General features: G+C 41.6%; 24 protein-coding genes and 1 riboswitch. Of the genes, 11 read left to right on the plus strand and 13 right to left on the minus strand.

Translation table 11 applies throughout. From position 1 onward, the window contains the following. Positions 1-47: 47 nt before the first annotated feature. A complete protein-coding gene (locus B5354_RS11875; protein WP_245804765.1) occupies positions 48-644 on the plus strand; it encodes a polysaccharide deacetylase family protein in 597 nt (198 codons plus the stop codon). Positions 645-704: 60 nt separating this feature from the next. On the opposite strand, the gene B5354_RS20760 is transcribed toward B5354_RS11875, so the two are convergent. Next, entirely contained in the window at positions 705-908 is a 204-nt protein-coding gene (locus B5354_RS20760; protein ID WP_275897933.1) for a thioredoxin family protein, read from the minus strand. Positions 909-1,224: 316 nt separating this feature from the next. Here B5354_RS20760 and B5354_RS11885 point away from each other — a divergent pair, with 316 nt between their 5' ends. The 5 genes from B5354_RS11885 to B5354_RS11905 all read left to right on the plus strand — a co-directional run bounded on the left by B5354_RS11885 (position 1,225) and on the right by B5354_RS11905 (position 8,304). After that, positions 1,225-2,682 (plus strand): helix-turn-helix domain-containing protein, encoded by a 1,458-nt coding sequence (locus B5354_RS11885; protein WP_079528984.1) that lies wholly within the window; start codon positions 1,225-1,227, stop codon positions 2,680-2,682. Positions 2,683-2,965: 283 nt separating this feature from the next. Continuing rightward, positions 2,966-4,630, plus strand: coding sequence for a urocanate hydratase (gene hutU / locus B5354_RS11890; protein ID WP_079528985.1), 1,665 nt, complete (start codon positions 2,966-2,968; stop codon positions 4,628-4,630). Between the two features lie 19 nt (positions 4,631-4,649). Then, positions 4,650-5,924, plus strand: coding sequence for an imidazolonepropionase (hutI, locus tag B5354_RS11895; RefSeq protein ID WP_079528986.1), 1,275 nt, complete (start codon positions 4,650-4,652; stop codon positions 5,922-5,924). Further along, positions 5,921-6,907 carry an agmatinase family protein gene (locus tag B5354_RS11900; RefSeq protein WP_079528987.1) on the plus strand — a complete coding sequence of 329 codons (987 nt, stop codon included), beginning with the start codon at positions 5,921-5,923 and terminating at the stop codon, positions 6,905-6,907. The genes hutI and B5354_RS11900 overlap by 4 nt, the downstream gene beginning before the upstream one ends. Before the next feature lie 68 nt (positions 6,908-6,975). After that, positions 6,976-8,304 carry a YjiH family protein gene (locus tag B5354_RS11905; protein WP_079528988.1) on the plus strand — a complete coding sequence of 443 codons (1,329 nt, stop codon included), beginning with the start codon at positions 6,976-6,978 and terminating at the stop codon, positions 8,302-8,304. An 83-nt stretch (positions 8,305-8,387) separates the two neighbouring features. Here B5354_RS11905 and B5354_RS11910 read toward each other — a convergent pair whose 3' ends face one another. From B5354_RS11910 to B5354_RS11940, 7 genes are all read right to left on the minus strand, one after another. Next, positions 8,388-9,398 (minus strand): C40 family peptidase, encoded by a 1,011-nt coding sequence (locus B5354_RS11910; RefSeq protein WP_245804782.1) that lies wholly within the window; start codon positions 9,396-9,398, stop codon positions 8,388-8,390. 23 nt (positions 9,399-9,421) lie between these two features. Further along, the gene (locus B5354_RS11915; RefSeq protein WP_079528989.1) at positions 9,422-10,486 is read right to left on the minus strand and encodes a dipeptide epimerase; all 1,065 of its coding nucleotides are present in this window, start codon (positions 10,484-10,486) and stop codon (positions 9,422-9,424) included. Positions 10,487-10,504: 18 nt separating this feature from the next. Further along, positions 10,505-11,671, minus strand: coding sequence for a DUF819 family protein (locus B5354_RS11920; RefSeq protein ID WP_079528990.1), 1,167 nt, complete (start codon positions 11,669-11,671; stop codon positions 10,505-10,507). A 102-nt stretch (positions 11,672-11,773) separates the two neighbouring features. Beyond that, entirely contained in the window at positions 11,774-12,091 is a 318-nt protein-coding gene (locus B5354_RS11925; RefSeq protein WP_079529166.1) for a DUF3870 domain-containing protein, read from the minus strand. 242 nt (positions 12,092-12,333) lie between these two features. Next, positions 12,334-12,705, minus strand: a complete 372-nt coding sequence (locus tag B5354_RS11930; RefSeq protein WP_139377115.1) for a YbaN family protein — start codon at positions 12,703-12,705, stop codon at positions 12,334-12,336. 361 nt (positions 12,706-13,066) lie between these two features. Then, positions 13,067-13,894: a YihY/virulence factor BrkB family protein gene (locus B5354_RS11935; RefSeq protein ID WP_079528991.1), complete on the minus strand. Its 828-nt coding sequence runs from the start codon at positions 13,892-13,894 to the stop codon at positions 13,067-13,069. An 85-nt stretch (positions 13,895-13,979) separates the two neighbouring features. Then, complete coding sequence (locus B5354_RS11940; RefSeq protein WP_079528992.1) at positions 13,980-14,792, minus strand: hypothetical protein; 813 nt, start codon at positions 14,790-14,792, stop codon at positions 13,980-13,982. A 138-nt stretch (positions 14,793-14,930) separates the two neighbouring features. Here B5354_RS11940 and B5354_RS11945 point away from each other — a divergent pair, with 138 nt between their 5' ends. Further along, positions 14,931-17,618: a DEAD/DEAH box helicase family protein gene (locus B5354_RS11945; protein WP_079528993.1), complete on the plus strand. Its 2,688-nt coding sequence runs from the start codon at positions 14,931-14,933 to the stop codon at positions 17,616-17,618. 151 nt (positions 17,619-17,769) lie between these two features. Here the strand turns inward: B5354_RS11945 and B5354_RS11950 are convergent, their stop codons facing one another. The 4 genes from B5354_RS11950 to B5354_RS11965 are packed head-to-tail and all read right to left on the minus strand — an operon-like array spanning position 17,770 to position 20,766. After that, on the minus strand, positions 17,770-18,414 hold the full coding sequence (locus B5354_RS11950; protein WP_079528994.1) for a hypothetical protein: 645 nt from the start codon (positions 18,412-18,414) through the stop codon (positions 17,770-17,772). Positions 18,415-18,441: 27 nt separating this feature from the next. Beyond that, positions 18,442-20,037, minus strand: a complete 1,596-nt coding sequence (locus B5354_RS11955) for an LXG domain-containing protein (RefSeq protein ID WP_079528995.1) — start codon at positions 20,035-20,037, stop codon at positions 18,442-18,444. A 55-nt stretch (positions 20,038-20,092) separates the two neighbouring features. Further along, positions 20,093-20,365: a DUF5344 family protein gene (locus B5354_RS11960; protein WP_079528996.1), complete on the minus strand. Its 273-nt coding sequence runs from the start codon at positions 20,363-20,365 to the stop codon at positions 20,093-20,095. A 14-nt stretch (positions 20,366-20,379) separates the two neighbouring features. After that, positions 20,380-20,766 carry a YwqH-like family protein gene (locus tag B5354_RS11965; RefSeq protein WP_079528997.1) on the minus strand — a complete coding sequence of 129 codons (387 nt, stop codon included), beginning with the start codon at positions 20,764-20,766 and terminating at the stop codon, positions 20,380-20,382. 383 nt (positions 20,767-21,149) lie between these two features. Then, positions 21,150-21,328, plus strand: a riboswitch (Lysine riboswitch). A gap of 123 nt (positions 21,329-21,451) precedes the next feature. Between B5354_RS11965 and dapA the strand changes: the two genes are divergently transcribed. The 4 genes from dapA (at position 21,452) to B5354_RS11985 (ending at position 25,270) form a co-directional block, all read left to right on the plus strand. Further along, positions 21,452-22,339, plus strand: coding sequence for a 4-hydroxy-tetrahydrodipicolinate synthase (gene dapA, locus B5354_RS11970; RefSeq protein ID WP_079528998.1), 888 nt, complete (start codon positions 21,452-21,454; stop codon positions 22,337-22,339). A 154-nt stretch (positions 22,340-22,493) separates the two neighbouring features. After that, positions 22,494-23,015, plus strand: a complete 522-nt coding sequence (locus B5354_RS11975; protein ID WP_079528999.1) for a divergent PAP2 family protein — start codon at positions 22,494-22,496, stop codon at positions 23,013-23,015. 67 nt (positions 23,016-23,082) lie between these two features. Further along, positions 23,083-23,892 carry a formate dehydrogenase accessory sulfurtransferase FdhD gene (fdhD, locus tag B5354_RS11980; protein WP_079529000.1) on the plus strand — a complete coding sequence of 270 codons (810 nt, stop codon included), beginning with the start codon at positions 23,083-23,085 and terminating at the stop codon, positions 23,890-23,892. 379 nt (positions 23,893-24,271) lie between these two features. Beyond that, positions 24,272-25,270, plus strand: coding sequence for a tRNA dihydrouridine synthase (locus B5354_RS11985; protein ID WP_079529001.1), 999 nt, complete (start codon positions 24,272-24,274; stop codon positions 25,268-25,270). Positions 25,271-25,481: 211 nt separating this feature from the next. Here B5354_RS11985 and B5354_RS11990 read toward each other — a convergent pair whose 3' ends face one another. Then, positions 25,482-25,934: a helix-turn-helix domain-containing protein gene (locus B5354_RS11990; RefSeq protein ID WP_079529002.1), complete on the minus strand. Its 453-nt coding sequence runs from the start codon at positions 25,932-25,934 to the stop codon at positions 25,482-25,484. Positions 25,935-26,124: the final 190 nt, after the last annotated feature.

Consider the following 26,124-nt stretch of genomic DNA (forward strand, 5'->3'; position numbering starts at 1 on the left):
ACCAATCTATGATTAAGAGTCCATGAGTAGTCGACTGTTCAAGGGTCGTGTACGACTCTCAAGATACAGATGTTATCACCTCTGTCCGAAGTAAAGCTGAAAAGTCAGTGGTGTTAACCTTTGATGATGGTCCAAGCAAAGTATTGACACAAATACTTGATATCCTAGAGGCCGAAGACGTGCCAGCAACTTTCTTCTGGCAATCTCGTCTCCTTTATTCAGAAAGGCCCTGGAAACGAGTGTTACAGGATGGACATATGATTGGATCCCATACTACAAAGCACCCTAATTTGGTTAAGCTCCCTTATGAAAAGCAATTTGAAGAAATTCAAAACAGTATAACAAAGATTGAGCGGATTACAGGGAGTAAAATCGAGTACTTTCGCCCGCCGTTCGGCCAATATAACGCTGATACGATTGAAGCCGCCAAGCAGTTGAACGTAACACCAGTGATGTGGAGAATTGCTTCAATTGATTGGGAACTAAAAGAAGACCCTCAGCAAATCATGACAAACGTCATCGATCATCTCGAAGACGGAGCAGTTCTTCTTATGCATGAGCTAAAACAAACGGTTGAAGTTTTACCGGAATTGATCAAGGCGATAAAAGAAAAGGGATACACTTTTATCTTGCTAGATCATTGAAAGGAAACGAAAAAGCAGGCACCCCCAAGTAGGAATGGGGGTGTCTGCTTTTTACCTTTATTAAGAATGAGCGAACTCTTTTACCTGTTCTTCCGGGGCAAAACCGACTGAACGGTCCACTTCTTCTCCATCTTTAATCAATATTAAGGTTGGAATACTTTGTACTCCAAACTGTCCAGCTAGATCTGATGCTTGATCTACATCCACGTAGTAAAAGTCAACATCATCGAGCTGTTCAGATACGCTTGAGACCACCGGCCCCAATTGACGACAGCCTGGTCACCAATCCGCACCAAATTCAAGTACAATCGGCTGGCTCATGTTTTTAGTGAGTTCTGCATACTCTTCGGCATTAATTGCTTTAGCCATTAATAAAACCTCCTTAGTAGTATTATTTCATTTTAGATCAATTAACATCCTGCTATCAAACTTACTGATTTATGCTGATCTTTGGATAATACTGCCACCTCAGGTCATCCAAATATTGGATGACCTGAGGTGGCAGTAATTTCCATAGATGTGAATATAGCTGAGATGCGTTAAAATGGGGATGCAGTAGATTGGAAAGGCGGCGTTCTCTATGTACAAACTGCTCATTGCAGATCGAGACAGGCAAGAACTTGTTGGGTTAGAATGGCTGATTACTAAATATTCCTTCCCTATTACAGATACTAAATTAGCCGGTCAGCTGACAGATGTATTAAACACATTAGAGAATCAACAGCCTGATCTATTTTGTCTGGAGCTTGATATGATTCCAGAAGATAAGTGGGAAATGGTTAAAGCATTTATCGAACGGTATGCAGAACGGGTCGTTGCTGTAACTGCCGAACCTACTTTTGAACGGGCCATGCAGGCAATGGAAATCGCCGCAGTAGACCTATGGGTGAAACCGTTGTCTCCATCACAAGTGAAACATTCACTGCAACAGGCTTTCCGGAACCTTTCCAGACCAACTTCGCAATCAACTGACACTGAATTAAAAAAGGCTGTTCGTTACGAATCATTATTCATTGATGAAAACCTTCCATTTCATCATCCTGTTTATTTAATTAAGCCAGAGTACATGTCTGACTTAGCTGATTTACGAATATTCATTGAACAATTCGACTTTTTTTATGAACCATCTGTATTTTCGACGAGTGAACAAATTGCCCTCGTTTTCCGTGAGACTTTACCGGAACCTATCGAGCAGGCGCAACGCTTTTTACGAGAATGGGATCTCTTCGCCGGTAAGCCGCTAGTGATCGCTGTCCACTCAGAACAAGGCTCAGAATCTCTTCATCAAATCTATATGAAGCTGCGAAAAATCATGGAAACTACCTTTTTCACAGGTTACCAACAAGTATTAAGTTCCTTCCATCATGATTGGCGGGATATGGACCCTTTCCTCACCATGGAAGAGCAGCGAAATTGGGTATATATGCTTGACGAAGGGTACAGAGATGAAATCAAAAGATGGATGTACGATCAATTCTTTGATATGGAACCACCTTTCCCTGATCCTGGACTGCTGCGGACGCGTTTAACAAGCATACTCGCTCAAGTACGCCGCTTTATGATCCGAAAAGGAATTACGGACTCTGTTAGCGAGCAAAAATACAGACAAGTGTTTGATATTATTTTATACAGTCCGGTCCTTTATCGAATTGTTCAGGATATGATCTTATTTATAAATGACTTAATACAATCCATGTCAGAAAAATCGTTAACGACAAATGTTGATGTTGTTGAAGAAGCGATTAATTATATGGAAGACCACTTTGATAATCCTTCCCTTTCTCTAACAGAGGTTGCGAAGCACGTTCATCGCAGTCCTTCTTATTTCAGCCATATTTTATCGAGCAAGTACGGGCGATCTTTCCGAGAGATACTAAGCTATATCCGTATACAAAAGGCGAAAGAAATGCTGGCTTCCTCAGACGATTCTATTCAGCACATTGCTCGGGCAACTGGGTTTACTAATCCAAATTATTTTAGTCGAGTATTTAAATCAACTACGGGCCAGACGCCGCGTGAATATCGAAGAATGCATTAAATGGCTTCCCCGACATACACAAATTTCTATGACAAAGACTCCTCAGCCTCGTGGAGTCTTTGTTTTGTATATTAAATGGATAACGTAAAGCAGCTCTCTTTTACTCAAATCTAATATTTATATAGATTCAAAGATATTTATCATTAAATGAAAGCGTTTTAAATAATATCTTTACAATTATCGAATATTATTGCACTAATTCAAAAGGCAGCCACCTATTTTCATACGCAAACTGTTGGTACCATAAAATTATCAGAAAACTCAAATCGAAAGGATGAAAATTATGTCTGAAACGAAATCAGGAAAGGTAAAACAATATAGCGGAACAGAATTACACACAAAAGGCTGGATACAGGAGGCAGCTTTACGCATGCTGAGCAACAACCTGCATCCAGATGTAGCGGAAAAACCAGAAGACCTCGTTGTCTACGGCGGGATCGGCAAAGCAGCTCGTAACTGGGAATCTTTCGAAGCCATTGTAGACTCTTTGAAGAAGCTCGAGGAAGATGAAACCTTACTGATTCAATCTGGGAAGCCGGTCGCTGTCTTTCGTTCACATAAAGATGCACCGAAAGTGTTGATTGCGAACTCGAATCTGGTCCCTGCCTGGGCAAATTGGGATCATTTTCACGAACTTGATCAAAAAGGGTTAATGATGTATGGCCAAATGACAGCAGGAAGTTGGATTTACATCGGCAGTCAGGGCATCGTGCAAGGTACGTATGAAACCTTTGCAGAATGCGCTAGACAACACTTCAACGGCAGTTTGCAAGGCACAATAACCTTAACAGCTGGCCTTGGCGGCATGGGCGGTGCACAGCCATTAGCGGTTACGTTAAATGGCGGTGTATGTATTGCGATTGAAATCGATCAGCAGCGGATCCAACGGCGATTAGATACAAAGTACTTGGATACGTCCACTGACAACCTAGATGAAGCGATCAAACTCGCTGAAGAGGCCCGAGATCAGGGTAAAGCCCTATCCATCGGTCTGCTAGGTAATGCGGCGGAGCTTTTGCCTGAAATGATTGCCAAAGGATTCATTCCAGATGCCTTAACAGACCAAACCTCAGCCCACGATCCATTGAACGGTTATGTTCCGGTGGATATGGACCTTTCAGCGGCTGATGAACTGCGTGCCGCTGACACTGCGGAATATATTAAACTGTCAAAACGCAGTATTGCTGCCCATGTTAAGGCTATGCTCGACATGCAAGAACAAGGCGCCATTACGTTTGACTATGGCAACAACATCCGACAAGTCGCTAAAGATGAAGGAGTAGACAATGCCTTTGATTTCCCAGGTTTCGTCCCAGCTTACATTCGTCCACAATTCTGTGAAGGAAAAGGACCTTTCCGCTGGGTAGCCTTATCTGGTGACCCGGAAGATATCTATAAAACGGATGAAGTAATCTTACGAGAATTTAGTGACAATGAACATTTATGTAATTGGATTCGAATGGCACGTGAGAAAATCAGCTTCCAGGGACTGCCTTCCCGAATTTGCTGGCTCGGCTACGGGGAGCGTGCTAGATTCGGTAAAATTATCAATGACATGGTAGCAAGCGGTGAGTTAAGTGCACCGATTGTAATCGGCCGCGACCACCTTGACTCTGGTTCTGTTGCTTCACCGAACAGGGAAACAGAAGCCATGAAAGACGGCAGTGATGCAGTAGCTGACTGGCCCATTTTAAACGCAATGATTAATAGTGTAGGCGGAGCCAGTTGGGTTAGCGTCCACCATGGCGGGGGTGTCGGTATGGGCTATTCCCTTCACGCTGGAATGGTCATTGTTGCTGATGGAACGAAAGATGCCGAACAGCGTCTGGAACGTGTCTTAACGACAGACCCAGGCATGGGTGTCGTGCGTCACGTAGATGCTGGCTACGAGCTGGCTGAACAGACCGCTAAGGAAAAAGGCATTCAAGTACCGATGCTGAAGAAATAATCGAAGGGAGATTTTTTATATGACACAAAAACTGCTTATAACAAAAGCTGCACAATTAATAACCATGGCTGGACACTCCGGACAGCCAGCACGAAAAGAAGCCATGTCTCAATTAGAGGTGATTGAAAACGGCGCCCTTTATATGGAAGATGGGGTAGTTGTAGAAGCAGGGTCCACCGAGGAAATACACGATAAATATCAGAACTCTGTAAATCCTGATCAACATATTGATGCATCAGGAAAAGTCGTCACACCAGGTTTGATTGATCCTCATACACATCTCGTCCACGCTGGAACAAGGGAAAATGAATATGCCATGCGCTTAAAAGGTAAGACCTACATGGAAATCATGGAGTCTGGCGGCGGTATTCATGCAACAACTCGTGCTACGCAGGCGGCAAGTCATGAAGACTTGTATGAACAATCGCGAAAACGGCTTGATCAATTTTTGCTGCACGGAGTTACGACAGTGGAAGCAAAAAGCGGCTATGGACTGACGCTTGAACATGAATTGAAACAGCTTGAAGTGGCTCAACAACTTGCTGAGAGCCACCCAATGGACCTCGTTTCTACATTTATGGGAGCCCACGCGATTCCCATGGATGAAAAAGCAAACCCAGAGCCATTTGTCGACCGTGTGATTAATGAAATGATCCCTGAGGTCGCTAAAAAGAATCTCGCCACCTTTAACGATGTCTTTTGTGAACGTGGAGTTTTTACACCAGAGCAATCTAGACGCATTTTAGAGGCAGGCAAGGAACACGGACTAACTCCTAAAATCCATGCAGATGAAATTGAACCGTATGGCGGTGCGGAATTAGCTGCGTCCGTTGGGGCAATCTCAGCCGATCACCTTTTGAAAGCGTCTGAACAAGGGATAAAAGAGATGGCGGAAGCAGGGGTTGTCGGTGTGCTGCTTCCAGGTACAGCCTTTTTCTTAATGGCAGAATTTGCTCAGGCAAGAAAAATGATTGATGCAGGAGTTGCTGTCGCCCTTTCAACAGATGCAAACCCTGGCTCATCCCCAACCATTTCCCTGCCTTTCATCATGAACCTGGGCTGCTTGAAAATGGGCATGACACCGGAAGAAGTGTTAACGGCAACAACGATTAATGCAGCACATGCAATCGGTTGTGCTGACGAGTCAGGAAGTTTAGAAAAAGGGAAAAAGGCAGATGTAACAATCTTTAATGTACCAAACTACCTTACCCTTTCTTATCAGTACGGCATGAATCACGTAGATACAGTCATTAAAGCTGGGAAACCCCTTGTCGTGGGAGGCCAGTTGCAATGACGGACTACCCTTATCCACTGTTAGACCGGCCCAGCATGATCTGGACGAAGCAAACGGATAAAACAACAGACCTGAAAGTACATGAATGGATTGAAACAGTTGGGGATTCCCTCCCCAACTGGCAGAATTACGATGTGACAATTCTGGGCGTACCGCTGTCAAAATCATCAATCAGCACATCTGCTGCCAGTGATAATCCCGATGCCATGCGTCAAGTATGGAAATCGTTTGGCACGTACAACCTTGATGAGGATATTGATTTAGCCACATTAAAAGCGATTGACCTCGGAAATGTGAAGCAGCACGCAACAGATATTTCTTATACTCACCAGCAAATCGGGCAGGCAATGACTGCTATGAGAAAACATCATCCCCATACATTTCCTGTTGTGATGGGTGGGGATCATTCAATTACAGCGATGTTGATTAAAGGCTGGAAACAAGCCCATCCGGATGAAACAGTCGGTATTCTACAGCTCGATACCCATTTTGATTTGCGTGACTTGAATGTATTTGGTCCAGCAAATGGTACACCAATCCGCAACTTAATCGAAAGTGGTACCGTCGAAGGCCAACACGTTCACAATATTGGTTTGCATGGATTTTTCAATGCCAAAGAATTGAAGGATTACGCAGATGAGACAGGTGTTCATTATACAACGATGAAACAAACACGGAAAAAAGGAGTAGACACTGTCATCAAACGAGCATTGGAGAAGTTGAATGACCAAGTCGACACGATTTACTTAACAGTCGACATGGATGTTTTGGACATCACTCATAATCCCGCTGCTCCTGCAGCAACTCCCGGAGGAATGTACACAGAGGAGTTATTTGAAGCGGTGCAAATCGCCGGGGAACATCCAAAGGTGAAGGCAATGGATATGGTCTGCCTTGACCCGCGTAAAGACGTGGGAGAAATGGCCGTTAAAAGTGCTGTGCATACGATGCTGTCCTTTTTGACAGGCTATTGCAAGCGCTGAAGGCGAAGGTGACTTCGCCTTTTTTTAACATCATCTGTCAGAATAATTAAATAATAGGAGGCAGAAGAATGGAGTCTTTACAAAAAGATTTTCACAGCGAATCATCAGGTCCTTCGAAGGCTCATGTCATTAAGTTTTTTGTATTCAGCCTGATTGGTATTTTCACCTTTTTCATTCCCATTACAATCAATGGTACTTCTTCCATTCCGCTCGACCATATAGTCACATATATTCAGAGCACCTTTACGTCCCTCGTCCCTTTTTATGCATTCATCGTCATTATTCTCGGGGCTGTCTACCCTTTTATCAATCGTACGTGGAATAAAGACGCTGTTACTATCGTTCTATCATTATTTAAAGTGTTCGGTGTCGCTGTGGCTGCCATGCTGATTTTCAATTTTGGCCCTGCCTGGTTATTCACACCAAACATGGGACCGTTCCTTTTTGACAAACTCGTTATTCCAGTCGGCCTGCTCGTACCGATCGGTGCTGTATTCCTCGCTTTGCTCGTTGGATATGGGCTGCTGGAATTCATCGGTGTTCTGCTTCAGCCTGTCATGCGTCCGATTTGGAAAACACCGGGGCGTTCAGCGATTGATGCCGTCGCGTCGTTTGTAGGCAGCTACTCGATCGGACTGTTGATTACGAATCGTGTGTTTAAGGAAGGCAAATATACCGTGAAAGAGGCAACGATTATCGCTACAGGGTTTTCTACCGTATCCGCGACCTTCATGATTGTCGTAGCGAAGACACTCGGCCTGATGGATCTCTGGAACATCTATTTCTGGGTCACTCTTTTCGTAACCTTTTTAGTTACCGCCATAACGGTACGCATTTGGCCTTTAAATAAAATTAGCGATGAATATTTTGATGGAGAAGGACAGCCAGAGAAAGTTATCAAGGAAAAACGTATTAAAGCAGCTTGGGCACAAGCCATGGAGGCCGCTGAACAATCCCCTTCCTTTGGCAAAAATATATGGATGAACTTAAAAGATGGCTTTATCATGACGATGGCCATTCTGCCATCTATCCTCTCCGTTGGTTTGTTAGGGTTAATTCTTGCCGAATTCACACCAGTATTTGATGTCCTGGGCTATATCTTTTATCCATTTACTTGGATCATGCAAGTACCCGAACCTATGCTGGCTGCCAAAGCATCAGCCATTGAGATTGCTGAAATGTTCCTGCCTTCCTTATTAGTAGCAGATGCTCCATTAATCACAAAATTTGTCATTGCTACCGTATCCGTTTCGGCGATCCTGTTCTTTTCAGCTCTCATTCCCTGTATCTTATCAACAGACATACCAGTAAGTATCCCTAAACTGCTTGTGATCTGGATCGAACGCACCATCCTAACCATCATTATCGTAACACCCATCGCTTACCTATTACTTTAAAAACCAATTAAACCAATTATCCCCACCTCAGGTCATCCAAATATTGGATGACCTGAGGTGGGGGTTTTTTCCATTCTACAAGGTTAGTCTATATATCTTCTGGCTCCGGAAAATTCAGAAGAGTAGTAGTCTGATTCAAATACTTCAATGATCTCGACGGTACTGCTGGAGTTCGGAGAATGTATCATTTCTCCATCGCCAATATACATACCAACATGGTGCACGGATCCCTCTCCTTCATTATAAGCAAAGAACAACAAATCCCCTTTTTGTAAGTCCTCTTTAGCAACAGGTGTTCCGTGTGTTGCCTGTACAGAGGAATCTCGCGGAATTGTTATGCCGTTTGCCTTATAGATCGTATGGGTGAACCCGGAACAATCAAAACCAAAGCCAGATGCTCCTGCCCACAGGTATGGCAATCCTAAAAACTGCTTCCCTGTCTCTACTAGGTCTTGCCCAGTTGGAGCAGGAATATCTTGCTGTGAATTATAAACAGAAACAGCGTCTGAAGCAATCCATTTCATTCCATCACTCGGTGTTGCGACAAGAGTCATCTCCCCTACTTGAGCAACAACCGGAAGTTTCGTATTAAAGCTGATTTCCTTAAACTTACCTTGACGTTGTTTACCATCATAAAGCCATGCGGTCGTATCTGTAACAAGAGCAAATGATTTAGTCTCTTTTAACGCAGCAAAATAGTTTTCATCTGCCAGTTGAACTTTTGGCATCCACGCAGGGTAGCCTAGTTCGTTCTTCGGTGTCGGCTGACCGTGAACAGCTACTTTAACCCAATCGCCACTCTCTTCAAGGATTGTAACTTCCTGCCCATATAAAGCCTGTGTTTGCAGATTACCTACCAGCCAAAGCTTTTGATCAAGGGTCATACTTTCTGTCCATTTCCACATGTCTACCGGATTTCCTACAGACGGTTCATCAACTGGGCGGGTAATATCAGGTTCAGACCATAGAGTTGCTACGGAAACATCGACATAAGCAGTCTCACCCTTCACACCTTCCTCTGCTTGGGACGTTAACGGAGCAGACAAGCAGGATACGAGAATGAGAGCTAGCACAAACATAGACCATTTCTTAATCAAGATAAAACACCTCCAAATTTTTAATTAAAACCAATCCCAGGGTCATCTGATAAGCGAATTTTATTTCCTTCGAATTGCATACCTCCTTTCATGTTTTCATCAGTCATCCATATAGGAGCATCTAAATCATAATACGTAATGTTTGGATGAGCGGCTGCCAAATGGCTTGCAGCTGTTACAGAAACCACCGATTCCATCATGCTTCCGATCATGCATTGAATCCCTGCCGCTTCACACATATCAGCGATCTGCCAGGCGCGGCGTATCCCGCCACACTTCATTAGCTTAATATTTATGAGATCTACTGCCCCAAGTTGTACGAGCCTTGATGCATCTCTTGGGGTGAAGACACTTTCGTCTGCCATAATCGGAGTTGAAACATGGTCCCTGACAAATTTCAACCCTTCCAGGTCATTGGCAGGAACAGGCTGCTCTACAAGTTCAATCCCCCATTTCTCCCGCTCCATAAATTGAATAATATGAACAGCTTGCTTACTAATCCAGCCTTGATTTGCATCCAGACGCAGCAGGACATCATCACCCACTGCTTCTCGTACTTTTTCAATACGAAGGAGATCTAGTCTCTCATCATTGCCGACCTTGATTTTTAATACATTAAATCCTTCCGCCACTTTTTCCCTGGCAGATTGATACATCAATTGGGGATCATCGATGCTGATAGTCATATCTGTTTCCAGCTTGTTTGTATAACCTCCAAGCAGGGCGTAAAGCGGCAAGTTAAACAGTTTGCAATAGGCATCATGTAAAGCGATATCTACTGCCGCTTTAGCACTGGTATTGCCCGCACAGCTTTTCTCCAGCTCCATATTCACTTTATTTAGGAAAAGAATATCCTTATTTAGTGCAGCCTCCTTGAGCGGCCCGTTAACAGCTGTCATGATTCCTTCCAAGGATTCACCAGTAATTTGCCAGGTAGAAGCAGCCGAACCCACCCCGGTTACTCCATTCTCCAATTCAACATGCACATCTACTACATCAATTTTTGTAACGCTTCTTAGGGACGTTTTAAACGGCTGTTTCAGTTGAACTGAACGCCTCTTACAGCCTAGATTAATAATCTTCACAACGATGTCTCCTCTTTATTACAAGAATGATAGAATTTTTGCTACAAGTAATCCGTAATAGGTACCAAGGAAAGAACCAGCAAGAGCCATTAATACTCCAATAGGAATTAAAGACCTGTGGTAAGTCCCCGCAAGCAATGGTGCTGAAGCCATACCGCCGATATTCGCAAGACTCGATACACCTAATGTGAAGAGATCCATCTTAAACAACTTAGCTACCAGCATAAGGACCAATCCATGAATCGCTAAAATGACGAAGCCAGATACGATATAGATCGGCGCTTGGAACAACTGGGAGAAGTCAGCTCGGGAAGCAATTAATGCGATCACAATATAAAGCAATACATTTGCTATATCCATTGAACCAGGGACCTTCGAAATTCGAGTCATGGCAAGCAATACCCCGACAATAGACACAATGAAAATCGTCCACGTTGTTGCATTGACTACTGTTCCGAATTCAGGAAGCAGCTCCCCAAATTTAGCAGCTACGGCTGAAGTAAAAATGGCGATAGAGATCAAACCCATTATGTGCACAAATGAAATGGACTTTTGCTGTTTTTCCTCATATTCTTCCTTCAAATCAGCTGTAATTTCATCAAGATGAGATGTATCGGCTTTTGCCCATTTATTGAAAACCGTAGCAAAAGGAACAAGCCAGAACATAATCATGACCCATGTGGAATAATTGACTGTATCCATGATCAAGGCATAACCGAATATGTTCTCAGGCACATCGAGGATCCCCTGAATAATCACCATATTCGCTGATCCGCCCGTCCAGCTTCCTGCCAGCGCCCCGAAAGCCTGCCAAGTTTCAGGTGCATATAACCCCTGGAACATTAAATAAGTGAGCACGAAACCGAGGATGATACTAAATGAGGCGGCCACGTAGCCAATCAGCATTTTAGGCCCCAGTTTAACTAGCTTTCTTAAGTCACAGTTTAATAACATTAATAAAATTAACATTGGTAATAAAGCATCTCTTACTGAACCATACGTCGAATCAATCGACTCCGTCTCTCCGATAATGCCGCTGGTTTTCAAGATTGCGCCGCTAAAATAAATCAGTACAATACCTGGCACATACTTAAAAAATTTGCTCTTGGTGCTCGATTCGAAGTAGGCGATCAAACCCGCCAGTCCAACGACCACACCAAGGTACAAAAATCCTCCTTCAATCATGTTCATTCCCCCTATTTTAATTTAAATATAAAAAACCCAGCTGCAAGAATCGTATTCTTGTCAGCTGGGTTTTATCAACGAGAAGTTAGATAAAGCAGCTCTCTACTTATTTAGTGCTTCTTTATATTTATAATAGGCTTGTTTAAAAGCTACAATTAATGCTTTTTGAGAAGAGCCAAAATAGCGTGCCTGTACCTCTTTAGCAGCCCCGTCATAATCCAATATACTCCGCCCTGCAAAAAGACTTTGCACAAACTTAACGGTAATTCCCATCATGGCAGTGCACTCCACATCCACAATGAGATCTGTTTCTGGATCAATAACGAACCCTATGAAAAAACCATCATACTTTTTCGTGATAGGGTTATTACCTGGGGATTTTGCCTCCCCGACTACATAACAAGTTCCACTGGCATACACTTTATTCACTCTCCAGATCAATCCGGCATCTTCCGCACGGATTACCTGTTCGATAGGGAACGGGCAGCCGTTACGAAATGTAGATGTTCTCGGAGGTAGTTTTGAAAAAATAGTACCATGAAATGAATTCGCTTTCAAATAATTGTTGAAAATTATTGAAAAATGTGACTTTCTCCTTATCCCCAAACCAAAGCTAAATAGCGTAGACCGCCGAGGCGGATTTAACCTTTCTGGAAAAGCCATCACCTCAAAGTCTTTTGAGACAGAATGAACCACGTAAAGTAGGCCGCTACTAACATCATGATGATTCGTACGAACACCAACGGTACAATAAAAAAGGCAGAATAGATAATGGAAATCCACAATGTGGCAACTCCGAGCACCTTCGCTTTTAATGGAATTCCCTTTCCTGCACGAAAGTTTTGAATATAGCTACCGAACCACTTATTATGGATAAGCCATTGGTAAAGTCTATTCGAGCTTCGTACAAAACATGCAGCTGAAAGTAATAAAAATGGTGTAGTCGGTATTAAAGGCAGGACGATCCCTATTATACCTAAGGCCAGAGATAGACTGCCAATAATAATCAAACTAACTTGTATCACTAATTTCATAATCAAGTCCTTCGTTTCTTTAGAAGTAGCTGATTTTGTCATAAAGAGGCTGAGACAATCTAAACTTCTTAAGTAAAAAGACGAACAATGTACTTTTTAGCGGAGAAAATACCCGGAATCTCCTGCGGGAGGAAAGACCTAGATGAGACCCCGCAGTGTGTCAGCACAAGGAAGGCAGTAAAAATAAGGAAGTTCGGTTAAAACCGGCCTGTCCTGTGCCAACACCGGACGACCCCCCTACGCGCGAGGACCGCGGAAAGCGAAGTATATTTCCGTAGCGGATTATAGGCACCCTTCATAATTTTTACTTAGTTCGGACTTTTACTTGGTAAAATCACTTTTGTCCAACCCATTATTATTTTTACTTCACGTTCGCCTTTTTCCTGCGGTGATGGACCACATTGATCTCTGCGCCAATCATTAATATAATCCCCGTAATAAAGAACCAAAGCATTAAAATAATGACCCCTCCTAGACTGCCATACGTCGCCGAATAATTACCAAAATTGCTGACATAAAAGGAAAAGGCAAGGGAAATAAGCTGCCACAGAACTGCCGTAATTATTGCTCCGGGCAAAATCTCTTTAAAGGGTAACGTTTTGTTTGGTGCAACATGATATAACGCCATTAACACTACACTCATTACAACTATACTAATTACCCAGCGAAGTACTTGAAATAAGATCACTGTGGCCTCGGGGAGTCCTAAGAATGCTTGTAAGAAATTAATAAGCACATCACCAAAGATCGGCAAAGTAAGAGCGACGACAATCGCTATGATCATCCCTAGTGTAAGCAAGATGGATAGTAATCTGATCTTAATAAACGATCTCGTCTCTTCTACATTATAAGCCATATTTGATGATTGTATAAATGCGTTAACGCCGCTTGAAGCTGACCATAATGTACCAATAATACCAATGGTCAGTAACCCGCCTTTAGGCTGCGCGACAAGATTGACAATATTTTCACGATACGTCTCCACCGTGCCTCCTGGCGCCACATTTTGCAAGAAATCTATGGCTGTTTCAGGATCGATATTTAAATAAGGCAGGATAGATAATAGCAGGATAAGCATAGGAACAATTGCAAGTAAGTAATAATAGGCCTGAGCCGCACCTAATATCGGAACATTATCTTTCTGGAATTCATCCAGAATCTCTTTCGAATAACTAATCACTTTCTTCATAAAAGGCCTCCTCAAACTAGTTATATAAATACTTCCCTGTTTTTCCTAGTCGATAACCTTAAAATGATAGAAAGACTGCTTTGGCCTATTTATTCTCGGCCTTGTTCGAGTTATGAAAGAATTCCAGTAAGGTTTTCTCTATCTTTTGAAAGTACTCCCCTATTTCAACAGGATGAATGAAAATTTCATGGTTGTTTACTTGTTCATAATCAATGTGCCAGATCAGTCCCTCACCAGGTAGTAAGAAAACAATTTGATCAAACTTGGACTGATCCTCCACAAAATTGGAAACCATAAAAGCCAGATTATCTAACTCCTGTTCGTTATGTAAGAAATCCTTTAAAAAGCTTCGTAAGGAAACATCTACTTCTTCATCCTGAACCATTCTCTCCAATACTACCGTTTCTGCAGCATGTAACCCATCAAACATATCATCTGATAACTGGATCGTTTGTAAATCACTCCTGCCATGATTAGCACTCTCTAAACCATAGTGGCTGCGCAAAATGGACTCAAACCCCTCATAGTTTTTATGAACCCAGAACGTATGCTCATGGCTATGGATTTCCTGTATTAGTGAATGCTCTTGATTGATAGAATGAATAAGCGCAACACGTTCTCTTTCTATATTTACACATCGTACTTTTTTCGTTGATTGGACTAACAAATGCAGCAAATCTTCTAATCCACTAGCAATATTGCTTGGCTTATCATCATCCCAGTACCCCTTTTGTCTTAAAGACGTTTCCGCTTCATATACAAAGCGGTCAAACTCTGCCTCGTTTTGAATTAACTTATGGTCATTGAGAATCTGACTAGCAACTTGTTCGTAACCGCACATCACTAATGCTGACACTAACTCATTTACAGTAAGCTTGATTGTCCCTTTATCGATCATGCAATCCCTCCTTAACTATACTTCATACTATACATGAAATTTCCTCAATTTTTCCACTTTCAATTACGCTAGCTTGTGCAAATATTGTTATACTGTATATACCATTCAACATAGAATTTTAAAGAAGGAGGGGAGAAAATGGAAGCATTTCCGGATGGGATATCTTTTTGCTATGATTGGCGTTCCTACCAAGCAAAAGCCCTCGATCAGTTAGACAAACACTTGAAAGATAAGCATTTTCATCTGGTAGCTCCGCCTGGTTCCGGTAAAACTGTATTAGGTTTAGAAGTCATGCTTCGACTGAATCAACCTACATTCATTGTTGCACCGACGATTGCCATTCGTAATCAGTGGGCTGATAGATTTCAAGAGTTATTCTTGCAAACTAAAACAAGACCTGATTGGATTTCCACTGATATCCGTCAGCCGACATTTTTAACCATAACCACCTATCAATCCTTACATAGTCTTTATCGAGGAGAACAAGAGAAGGACGAGGAAGAAGAACTGGATGAACCTGCTGATTCAGCGACGGATGAAGAAGCAGAAAGTCAAAATGATGTGGAACTGGCTACGGACCATTTACATAAGATTGGGTTTAAGACCTTCATATTAGACGAAGCCCACCATTTAAGAACAGCCTGGTGGCAGAGTACGATTGACTTTCGCGACAGCCTTGGACATCCGGCGATCGTTGCTTTAACGGCTACCCCGCCTTATGACACTAGCATGTCGGAGTGGAAGAAGTATGTGGATTTATGCGGACATATAGATGCTGAAATAAGTGTCCCTGAACTTGTGAGAGAAGCAGAATTATGCCCTCATCAAGATTATATCTATGCTTCAGCGCCCTCTCATGAGGAAGCTGAGCCAATTTATGCCTTCAAGGAGAAGGTAAGGGCGTTTCAAAAAGAAATCATACATAACGACGCATTTAAAGCATTGATTGAACAGCACCCTTGGATTGCTTCTTCCAAAGATCATATAGAAAACATGCTATCATCACCTTCTTATTTCTCAAGCCTGATCATTTACTTGAAGAAATCAGGCAGTACGGCATGGAAGAAAGCTATAAAAACAATTGAAGCCAACGAAAAGGATATTCCTGATTTTGATTTGGAATGGCTTGAAGAATTGCTTACAGGTGTGCTGTTTAAAGATGATTACTTTGCACCTAGAGAAGCGATTATTAAAGACATTCATAAACAACTTTCACAGATAGGCGCTGTCGAAAGAAGAAAAGTGATGCTGCAATCTACCGATATGATTAACCGAACATTAGTAAATAGTGTTTCAAAACTCTCAAGCATCAGCCAGATTGTATCATTTGAGGAAAAAGAATTAGGCAAAGATTTACGACTGGTAATCCTTGCCGATTATATCAGAATGAAAGATATGCCAAATAAAACAGGCGATGAAAAACCACTTGTTCGTCTCGGGGTAATTCCGATCTTTGAAAAGGTCCGCAGAGAATTAGGAACTCAAGTGAAAATAGGTGTATTAACCGGATCGATTGTCATTATTCCAAGTTCAGCGCTTCCGCTTTTGCAAACATGTGCGGACGAACAACATTTAGAATTCCAATCCAGTCCCCTTGCTTATGACGAAGCATATATCCGTGTAGAGATGAAAGCAGCTTCACGCCAAAAGATGGTAAGTGTTATGACAGAAGTGTTTTCATTAGGCGGGATTCAAGTATTAGTGGGGACAACTGCATTGCTAGGGGAAGGGTGGGATGCACCGAGTATTAACTCCTTGATACTCGCCTCCTACGTGGGAACATTCATGCTGTCCAATCAAATGCGCGGTCGAGCAATCCGGACAGAAACTGGTAATCCTAAGAAAACAGCCAATATATGGCACCTTGTTTGTTTTGACCCTGACCAACGAGATGGAGGCCATGATTTTAACTCGCTTACTAGAAGGTTCCGTTCGTTAATCGGAATCGCAGTGCAACGAGAAACGATTGAAACCGGCATCGAACGAATGAATCTACAGCCGCCTCCTTATTCTCAGGATAAAATCCATACCGCAAACAAGAAAATGTTTGAAAGAGCAAGTAATCGTAAGGAACTTTTCGATCGTTGGAAAGAGGCTGTAGAACAGGATGGAGAAATTACGGAAGAGATCATTTCGGATAAGCGAGCAGTTCCTCGTCCTTTTATTTTCAGAAACACCCTTAAGGCCATGTTTATCTTTGCCATTATTAATGGTGTGCAACTCTTCTTTGGTGCATTGGAATCAAGCAGAGCCTATGATGAGGACGATATCAACATTGGTTTCCTAATCGGAATGGGGATCATCGCGATCCTTTCTGCATTGCCATTGTTAAAAGCAATCAAAACTTCCTTTCGCCATTCCTCGATCGAATCCAGTATGGTTCAAGTTGGCGAGGTTGTCTACAACACATTGCATCATATGGACCTAATCCAAACAAATCTTGAACACAATCAAATTCATGCTGAAAAAAATGAACTTGGATTTGTTACATGCTGGATGGAGAAAGGGTCTACCCATGAAAAAACGGTCTTCCTCAAAGCGATGGAAGAACTAGTTGACCCTATTGAAAACCCGAGATATATATTGCTTAGAAAATCCCGTTTATTCTTCATACCACGCTATGATTACCATGCTATACCACAAGAAATTGGACGCAGGAAGGAAAATGCGGAATTTTTCACAAAGGAGTGGGAAAAACGTGTAGGAAAAGCAGAACTTATTTACACAAGGACTCCTGAAGGGCGCAACAAATTGTTAACAGCAAGAATGAAATCCATGTCGGCAGCATTTGTTCCTAAATCTGAACGGATAAGTGCCTGGAGATAATAAAGGCCAAGGCCCAACAGAAGTAATACGTTGGTGAGCCTTGGCTTTTTATGCTATTTAGTCAAAAATACCGCCAACCGGAAACTTTGCTTCTCGTTTCATCTTCTTTCTATCGTTGACAGCTATCCATCTTACTATTGCCGGTTACTACCTATTGCTCAAAAACATTAATAAGTACTGCGCTTTGCCACAATAAGAAAAAGACAAATACTATTGCAATTAATTTATTTAAGATTAGCGGTAACCTCATTAAAATAATTTGAATATGATAATTGATTCCTGAGAAAAGAACAGCTATAAACTTAAATGTGTAATCCATGACACTTTCTGCTTCTCCATATACATTCGATTCATACAAAGCTATTGCTGGTTTATGGAAAATAATTGAATATAAAGCCACCATGACGTTTGTGAAGATAGTTAAAAGAACAAGTGTGCTTGGATAAGGAATATGAATGCCTGTGAATATTAACGACATTAACGAAAATAAAATAGTTGCTATACCTAAGCCGAGCCACTTATTTTTTTGCTGCATGCTGAATTTCCTGTTCCTTGTCGTTGGCTTTACACAAGCTGTTACGCCTATAAGGATAAGGAAAAGCTCAAGGGTAAAGATGAACATACCTAAAGCAGATCCACCTGTACCTCTCCACACTCCATAATTGATTACGAACAACAACAAAATAAAAATCATTAGAAGGTTAGCCTTTAGAAAGAATTTGAAGCCACTTTTGAGAGAGAACTTTTTTGGCTCTTGAATGATCTCACCTTGTTTATCTAGAGATGAATTGCTCATTGTATCTCCCCATTTCTGTTTATATGGTTAATTGAAAAAGTTTGAGATGAACTTTCCAGAACCTGAGATAAGATCATCTATCCCCTCTTCTAACTTTTTCCCTGTCTCCTCTCCCCATTCTATAGCTCCTTCTACTTGCTCATCCAGCCATCTTCCGGCATCCTCGCCCCAGTCTTTCACAGTATCCTCAACGATCCAGGACCCAATAATACCAACTCCAGCTCCCACTGCTCCGCCAATAATGGTTCCTACACCTGGACAAATCATCGTACCAATGGCAGCTCCACCGGTTGTCAGACCTGCAACCCCGACATCTAATCCGAGACCTGCAGCAAACCGACCCGTTTTTTCCAATCCTGACTTATGCTTATTGGTATCACTGTAAAATTCCCCGGAATTAGTCATCACAGAGAACCCTATCCCCACATAAGGAATACGCTTAGCAAACTTAGAAATAGTCTTAGCATCCGAGAATTGTTTTGCCGTTGCTTTCATATCTACATCCCATTTGTACTTTTTAAGCATATCTTCGTCAAGAACTAACACATTCGTGTATTTGTTCGCAACTTTGCCAAAACTAATCCGAGTCGTTCCCCCCTCTAGATTTATCATTTCCCTGAGTACACCGCTTGGAGCGTTGTTATATTTTCCTAAGTATTTATTAAGTACTGGGTTGGCAGACTTGTTTCCTGTCTTTAATAGTTTGTGAAGGTTGCTAGCTAAGTTGGATCCATATTTCTTATTGATATCTTGTTTCCACGCTGAAGAAGCCGTCACAATAAAATTGCCTTTCCCATCCTGGGTCAATTTCAGCATTCCGCTGCTTAGCACACTTGCTGCAATGATGCCTTTCGCAACATTATAGGCACCGTTTAATTTTCCTAAATCAGAAAGCCATTGGGCTACGTCACCTTTAGGGGTAGAATCTCCTTGTTCTACAGATAGCTTCATAGCACTATCAATCATATCCTGAATGGTGTCCGATTCTCCAAAATAATTCTCCACTTGATTGATTTGAGCCTCAGTCAGAAATACCCCATTTTTCGTCCACGATGTTAGTTTCGAAACAAATTGTTGAATCTGATCTATGGATTGCTCAGGAGACTCCAGTTGTGAAGAACTTGTTTCATCAAGCTCCCTTAAACCATTAACAGTCTCCGTGTTTTGCCGTCTTGCCTGAAAGATGGACTGGTCAAGACGAGAAGTAGATAGACTCATAGGGTTAATTAAATCCCCTACTGAGTCATAATGGTTCCTTATATCATTCACAATATCGTGGGTTACGTTCTCTAATCGATTCAATCCGTTTTCAATATCACTTTCGATAAAGCCTTCCCTTACTAACCCATCTTGACTTTCATATTCGCCAATTGCCCGCTGGATCTCTTTGAGCACATCTATATATTGTTGCTGGAATTGATTGAATAGGATAATGGCCGGAAAGTGCAAGGTAATGAAATGTTCCTTTATAGCTTCCCCGCCTTCCCCTTTAAGGGCATCGCCTAAACTAATTACTTTATTCATTTCGTCTCTTAAAGTAAGAACTTGTTCCTTTTCCTGCTCCTTTTTTTGAATGATTTCATCTATCCCCTGAATCACTTCGGATACATTCAATACCTTCATCCGTCCGACTCCTTACCTATATCTGATTAACGATTCTTTATAAAGACCTTTATCTCTATTTTTTCATCTGCTCTGACAATCTCTGTTCAGTCTGAATAAAAGAATCAATATTGGAACTGATATCGTCTTCTACTCTTATAAGTGCTGTCTTATACGTGTCTAACGTTTGGTAATATTTCTCTTCGATGGTGTGTATTCTTTCGATGAGGTTAAGTGTAGATGTTGGAAATTGAGGTTGAGGGTTAGTTGTATTCAACTCTGTAGTTCGTTCCTTTAAACTTTTAAAAACGGGTTCCACTTCATTGGGTCTAATATTTATTTCTGACATTTTTCATCACCCCGCTACTTGCTTTTTATAGCATTCATATGATTTTCTTTTGATTCTACCGATTGGGACAAACTTGAATTAAGATTCTGAAGCCGAGTTATTTCACTTGTTATTCTTTCAAGTAGAGATTCTACCTTTTGGTTCGATATAGTTGTATAAGCCTGCTCTATGTCGCTTCTTATATTTAGAAATTCTGCGGCATGCTTGCCTGCCCAAGAATCAGATGACAACTCCGGGTCAAAAACGAGCTTTTTTTGCACCGCCAGTTCCTCTTGTTCCTTTAAAATGTTGGTCTTAGCTTGTTCTAATCTGTTGATATCTTCTGCATTGGATTGGATCCTATTAGTAAGCGACCAAATGTCGTTTGTTAAAGACCTAATCATGTACTCACTTTCTATCACTTTATTCACCTCTCTTGGTTATAAAGTACTGCATCCTAAAACATTATTTGGAAAATTACCCATATGAATATTGATTATACTGCAGATGATATCTCCAGTAAATTGCCTCCCGTTAATTCGCCACCTTTTACCTAGGTATTTCATGAGTGTTCAGCTATAACATCGTAACCTCGCCTCACTTAACAGTAAATTTGAACCATGATTTTAGACTCTCACAAAAGCCCTTATTAGTAAGAGAGCACCCCCAACTTAAAACCTAATCCCCGGCATAATTTAGTTCTCATTACTCCTTTTTCAAAAAATCCTACTCATATACTTGTAGTCAAAAGTAATTTTTGTTATAGTACACTCAATTAAATATTTCTTATTTCAATATCATTTGAAGTAAGGATAGAGGTGCAAAGACCATTAGTACGCAATGTGAGGGGCATGAGACCCTAAGAAGGTTGTGGAAAGGGGAATTTGCCGAAGCGGAAGGAATCTCATGTTCAGGAAGCTGGTTCTGTTATTTAATAAATGCAGGACTGTCATATAGGGAACTATATGGAGGGCTATCTTACGCAGGAACGACTTTTCTAAATGTGTTTCTACGGCAACAGCGAACCCTCGTTGTTGTTTTTTTGTGTTTACGACCGAATGGCCCAACACCACAATATTTCTAAATTTATAAAAAGGGTGTGACAGTATGAATTTTGGCCAAGTACTAACCGCTATGGTTACCCCATTTGACCAAAACGGGGAAATTGATTTTAACGCAACGAGAGCTTTAGTAAACCATCTACTGACGAATGGATCTGACGGATTAGTGATAGCAGGTACAACTGGTGAGTCTCCTACTTTAACAACAGAAGAGAAGTTGAACTTATTTAAATTTGTTGTTCAGGTGGTCGATGGGAGGGCTCCCGTCATCGCCGGAACGGGATCAAATAACACAAATGCTTCGATCCGTTTAACAAAACAAGCGGAGGAAACAGGAGTCGATGGCATTATGCTCGTGACCCCTTATTACAACAAACCATCCCAGGAAGGTTTGTTCCAGCACTTCCAGGCTATTGCTCAATCTACTTCGTTACCTATTATGCTTTATAACATTCCAGGGAGAAGTGTTGTAAACATGGCTTCTGAGACGATCATTCGCCTAAGCAAGATTGATAATATTGTATCAGTTAAAGAGTCAAGTGGTGATTTAGATGCCGTTTCAGAGATCATTAGTCATTCTTCCGATAATTTTTCGGTGTACAGCGGTGATGATGGTATGACATTACCTGTTCTATCCATCGGTGGAGCAGGAATTGTGTCAGTCGCTTCTCATATTATTGGCAATGAAATGCAGGGTATGGTGACAAACTTCTTTAACGGCCACGTACAAGATGCAGCTGCTACTCACCGCAACCTGCTGCCCGTTATGAATGCATTATTTGCAGCACCTAGTCCATCCCCAGTAAAAGCCGCTTTATCTATAAGAGGGATTAATGTGGGTGATGTTCGTTTACCAATGTTACCATTAACCAAGGAAGAAAGAGATACTCTTCAAAGAATAATGCCGCCTAACAAAATTGAAGCCGTTGGCTGACACGGCAAAAGTTCACATTAGGATAATCTTAATGTGAACTTTTTTTCAACTTAAAGTATTCTACTCACCACTCACTTTTGGCATGTCATAGTCTAGATGAAGATTAACGAACTTGAATTTTTCAAGAGGTCGAATAAAATCTCCTCAAAAGGGTATGAATCATAATAGAGTAGAAACGAAATCGAAAAGCAAACGGAGGAGATCTGTGGTGAACCGTGGAATCGTGACAGCTTTATCAGCAATTGGGATCGCACAAGGGCTCAAAATACTTACACATAAAAACGTAACGGGGAAGTGGGAATGGAAACCAATCTTTCAAACCGGCGGCATGCCAAGTTCCCACTCTGCAGGAGTTGCCTCACTCGCTACCTATGTAGCTGCCAATCGCGGCACGAGACATATCGAAACCGCCTTAGCAGTTGTGTTCGGATCAATCGTCATGTATGATGCCCAGGGAATTAGACGCCATACTGGTGAGATTGCGCAGCTTGTAAACGACCTCGAAGATCACTTCGAAGCCATTTCTGGTGATTTTCCCAGCTTAGAATATGTAAAGCAGGAACATGAATTAAAAGAAGTTCTAGGGCATCAGCCAGCCGAAGTTCTAGCAGGAGGATTGTTTGGTATCCTGCTTGGATTAATTTCTGCAAAAGTAGAAGACAAAAGAGAAGCATAGCTATCACAACTTTGATGATAGTTTTTGATCCTGAACGAATGATTACGATAAATAGGGTGTGAATAATATGGTTCAACATATGAGCCAAAAACGACCCATCGTTACATATAAAAATGGGCAGTTACAAGAAGTAGAGGATGAAATTGTAACTGAATTTCCTATTACCATTCATATTAACGGCGTAGAGTTTGCCACGATGGTTTGCACGCCAACTCATCTGGAAGAACTTATTATTGGCTTTTTAGCGTCTGAAGGAGCCATCTTATTTAGAGATGACGTAACAGACCTCATGATTGATGAGAGCGGCGGCTTTGCCTATGTCACTTTGAAATCTGAAATTAAGACGGACCAGCAGCAGCATTCAAAACGTTTCATTGGCTCCTGTTGCGGGAAAAGCAGACAATTTTATTTTCAAAATGATGTTCGAACTGCAAAAACATCAATGACGAAGACTAGACTCAAACCCGAAGATTGCTTGAATCTCATGAAGATGATGCAGAAAGGTAGTCTTGTTTTTAAGAATACCGGCGGTGTACATAATGCCGCCCTATGTACTCCTTCTAAGATCATAGCAGGGCGTGCTGATATCGGAAGACATAATGCAATTGATAAATTATACGGCCATAGTCTTCTGAACAAAATACCAGTCAGAGATAAAGTAATTGTCTTCAGTGGAAGGATCTCATCCGAAATCCTCATAAAGGCAGCTAAAATTGGCGTAGGTGTTGTTTTATCAAAATCTGCTCCAACTGATCTTGCCATTCAACTCGCGGATGACCTCAATATTACAATGGTCGGTTTTATCCGCGGGGAATCATTTAACGTGTATTCTCACCCGGAGAGAATATCAAATTATAGTACGGCTGAACAGGAGTAAAGGAGCCATCCATGTTTGTATAATGGATGGCTCCTTTTTATCACTTAGGGTTAATTCTACACCCTGTTATGAAGAGGATGGGGTGTCTTCACTCTATCTTTTATCGGATTCGGGAATTTCATGAATAATGAAAGTATATTTTTATAAAAAGAGCTCACTTATACTGATTTTGGTTAGTCTTCTAACATAAGAATATTAGCTCCGAAGAAATGAGGATTTCCGTTAAAATAAGACCATTCGTTCCCTTGCACTTTTCGTTTGATGCTATTAAAGTATATAATGGTTGAAATCCAGCCTATCTAGGAATAGATAACAACAACATTTTCACTTTTTAATTTTGGGAACATGTTTTCCCTTAAGGAAAGGGTTCAGATATACTATGAAAGAAAATTTTTGGCATGAGCTTCCACGACCGTTTTTTGTTTTGGCACCGATGGAAGCTGTGACAGATGTCGTTTTTCGTCATGTCGTGAGTGAAGCAGCGAGACCTGACGTGTTCTTTACAGAGTTTACGAATACAGAAAGCTACTGCCATCCAAAAGGAAAAGACAGCGTTCGTGGGCGTTTGACGTTCACGGAAGATGAACAGCCGATCGTTGCCCACATCTGGGGAGACAAGCCCGAACACTTTCGGGAAATGAGTATCGGTATGGCAGAAATGGGATATCGCGGCGTGGATATAAATATGGGATGTCCTGCGCCGAATGTCGCACCGAAAGGGAAAGGATGCGGCCTGATCCGGCGCCCGGATGTCGCAGCGGAAATCATCCAGGAAGCCAAAGCAGGAGGGCTGCCCGTCAGTGTGAAGACCCGTCTTGGTTATACGAAAGTAGAGGAATGGCGCCACTGGCTTACGCACCTCCTGGAACAGGATATTGCCAATCTTTCCATCCATCTTCGTACGAAAAAAGAAATGAGTAACGTTGAGGCTCACTGGGAGCTGATTCCGGAGATCAAGAAGCTTCGCGACGAAATAGCCCCTAACACGCTTTTGACGATCAACGGTGATATCCCTGACCGTCAGAAGGGACTTGAACTAGCAGAAAAGCATGGCGTGGACGGAGTGATGATCGGACGGGGGATTTTCCATAACCCGTTCGCTTTCGAAACAGAGAAGAAAGAGCATACCAGTGAAGAACTGCTCGATCTCCTGAGGCTGCAGCTCGACCTTCATGATAAATATTCCGCAGAACTAGAGCCACGGCTATTCAAACCGCTTCGACGTTTTTTCAAGATTTACGTCCGTGGATTCCGGGGAGCGAGTGAGTTAAGAAATCAGCTGATGAGCACCCAGTCCACCGATGAAGTGCGTGCGTTGCTTGATGAGTTTACCGATAAAGATGGAGTGAAAGAAGAGGAAGGTTTTTCTATTTCATAAGTAAAGCCGTTTTGTTTGATTGAATTATTCTTAAAGGAGAGGAGAGCCATTTGTGCTTTCCTCTCTTTTTTAAGCTCTCCAATATTTAGATTTGGCATGAAAACACACTAAATCTACTACACTTAAGTTGACGAGAAACAAGCTAGAGATTGAATTTAAATAATGAAAGTCCAATCATAGTGAACTCTGTTTAGTGAAATAATTTTTTTAATTAAATATATTTATCTTTCAATTGATCACTGCCAACGCCACCAATCAACATTAAAGTTAATGGTAAAAAGTTGGATACAACTTCTGGTAAATCTTCTAACATAAGAATATTTGTTCCGAAAAAATAATGTAATGCGAAAATGATTATTTTTGAAACTAATAAAAAAGCACCTAACAAAAAGACACTATCGAAGAAAACTTTCCACTTTGGGTACTCCAACTTCTTACCATCTTGAATCACTTTCTCCTTCAACTCTTCATCGCTCCTTAATAGTTCGTCTATCGTAATACCAAACAAATCACTCAAATCTATGATCACTTCGATATTTGGATAGTTTTTGCCCGTCTCCCATTTTGAAACGGATTGGCGACTAACATGCATTTTTTCAGCAAGCTCTGTTTGAGACCACCCCTCTTTTTCCCTTTCTCTTTTTAATCGTTCACTAAAAAACATATTTCTCATCGCCTTTCCTTACAATTTCAGTATTAAAGAATTAGGAGGTGAAGTAAAGCGAGTTCTAGGCGCATCAAGGCGCAACCCCTAGTTGCCGCCTAAAAAGCACCCATATATATTGAGGGCTACAGGCATTTAATCATATTAAATTTACAGTACATACTCTTTATATACTGATTGAATAAATTGA

The sequence above is a fragment of the Halobacillus hunanensis genome (assembly GCF_900166655.1).
Taxonomy (GTDB): Bacteria; Bacillota; Bacilli; order Bacillales; family Halobacillaceae; genus Halobacillus_A; species Halobacillus_A hunanensis.

Excerpts from the sequence above, each read along its gene's own strand:
- B5354_RS11975 (WP_079528999.1), top strand. The coding sequence starts at position 22,494 with ATGAATCATAATAGAGTAGAAACGAAATCGAAAAGCAAACGGAGGAGA.
- B5354_RS11985 (WP_079529001.1), top strand. The coding sequence starts at position 24,272 with ATGAAAGAAAATTTTTGGCATGAGCTTCCACGACCGTTTTTTGTTTTG.
- hutI (WP_079528986.1), top strand. The coding sequence starts at position 4,650 with ATGACACAAAAACTGCTTATAACAAAAGCTGCACAATTAATAACCATG.
- B5354_RS11930 (WP_139377115.1), bottom strand. The coding sequence starts at position 12,705 with ATGAAATTAGTGATACAAGTTAGTTTGATTATTATTGGCAGTCTATCT.
- B5354_RS11940 (WP_079528992.1), bottom strand. The coding sequence starts at position 14,792 with ATGATCGATAAAGGGACAATCAAGCTTACTGTAAATGAGTTAGTGTCA.
- B5354_RS11960 (WP_079528996.1), bottom strand. The coding sequence starts at position 20,365 with ATGTCAGAAATAAATATTAGACCCAATGAAGTGGAACCCGTTTTTAAA.
- B5354_RS11935 (WP_079528991.1), bottom strand. The coding sequence starts at position 13,894 with ATGAAGAAAGTGATTAGTTATTCGAAAGAGATTCTGGATGAATTCCAG.
- B5354_RS11885 (WP_079528984.1), top strand. The coding sequence starts at position 1,225 with ATGTACAAACTGCTCATTGCAGATCGAGACAGGCAAGAACTTGTTGGG.
- hutU (WP_079528985.1), top strand. The coding sequence starts at position 2,966 with ATGTCTGAAACGAAATCAGGAAAGGTAAAACAATATAGCGGAACAGAA.
- B5354_RS11990 (WP_079529002.1), bottom strand. The coding sequence starts at position 25,934 with ATGTTTTTTAGTGAACGATTAAAAAGAGAAAGGGAAAAAGAGGGGTGG.
- dapA (WP_079528998.1), top strand. The coding sequence starts at position 21,452 with ATGAATTTTGGCCAAGTACTAACCGCTATGGTTACCCCATTTGACCAA.
- B5354_RS11945 (WP_079528993.1), top strand. The coding sequence starts at position 14,931 with ATGGAAGCATTTCCGGATGGGATATCTTTTTGCTATGATTGGCGTTCC.
- B5354_RS11905 (WP_079528988.1), top strand. The coding sequence starts at position 6,976 with ATGGAGTCTTTACAAAAAGATTTTCACAGCGAATCATCAGGTCCTTCG.
- B5354_RS11955 (WP_079528995.1), bottom strand. The coding sequence starts at position 20,037 with ATGAAGGTATTGAATGTATCCGAAGTGATTCAGGGGATAGATGAAATC.
- B5354_RS11900 (WP_079528987.1), top strand. The coding sequence starts at position 5,921 with ATGACGGACTACCCTTATCCACTGTTAGACCGGCCCAGCATGATCTGG.
- B5354_RS11950 (WP_079528994.1), bottom strand. The coding sequence starts at position 18,414 with ATGAGCAATTCATCTCTAGATAAACAAGGTGAGATCATTCAAGAGCCA.
- B5354_RS11920 (WP_079528990.1), bottom strand. The coding sequence starts at position 11,671 with ATGATTGAAGGAGGATTTTTGTACCTTGGTGTGGTCGTTGGACTGGCG.
- fdhD (WP_079529000.1), top strand. The coding sequence starts at position 23,083 with ATGGTTCAACATATGAGCCAAAAACGACCCATCGTTACATATAAAAAT.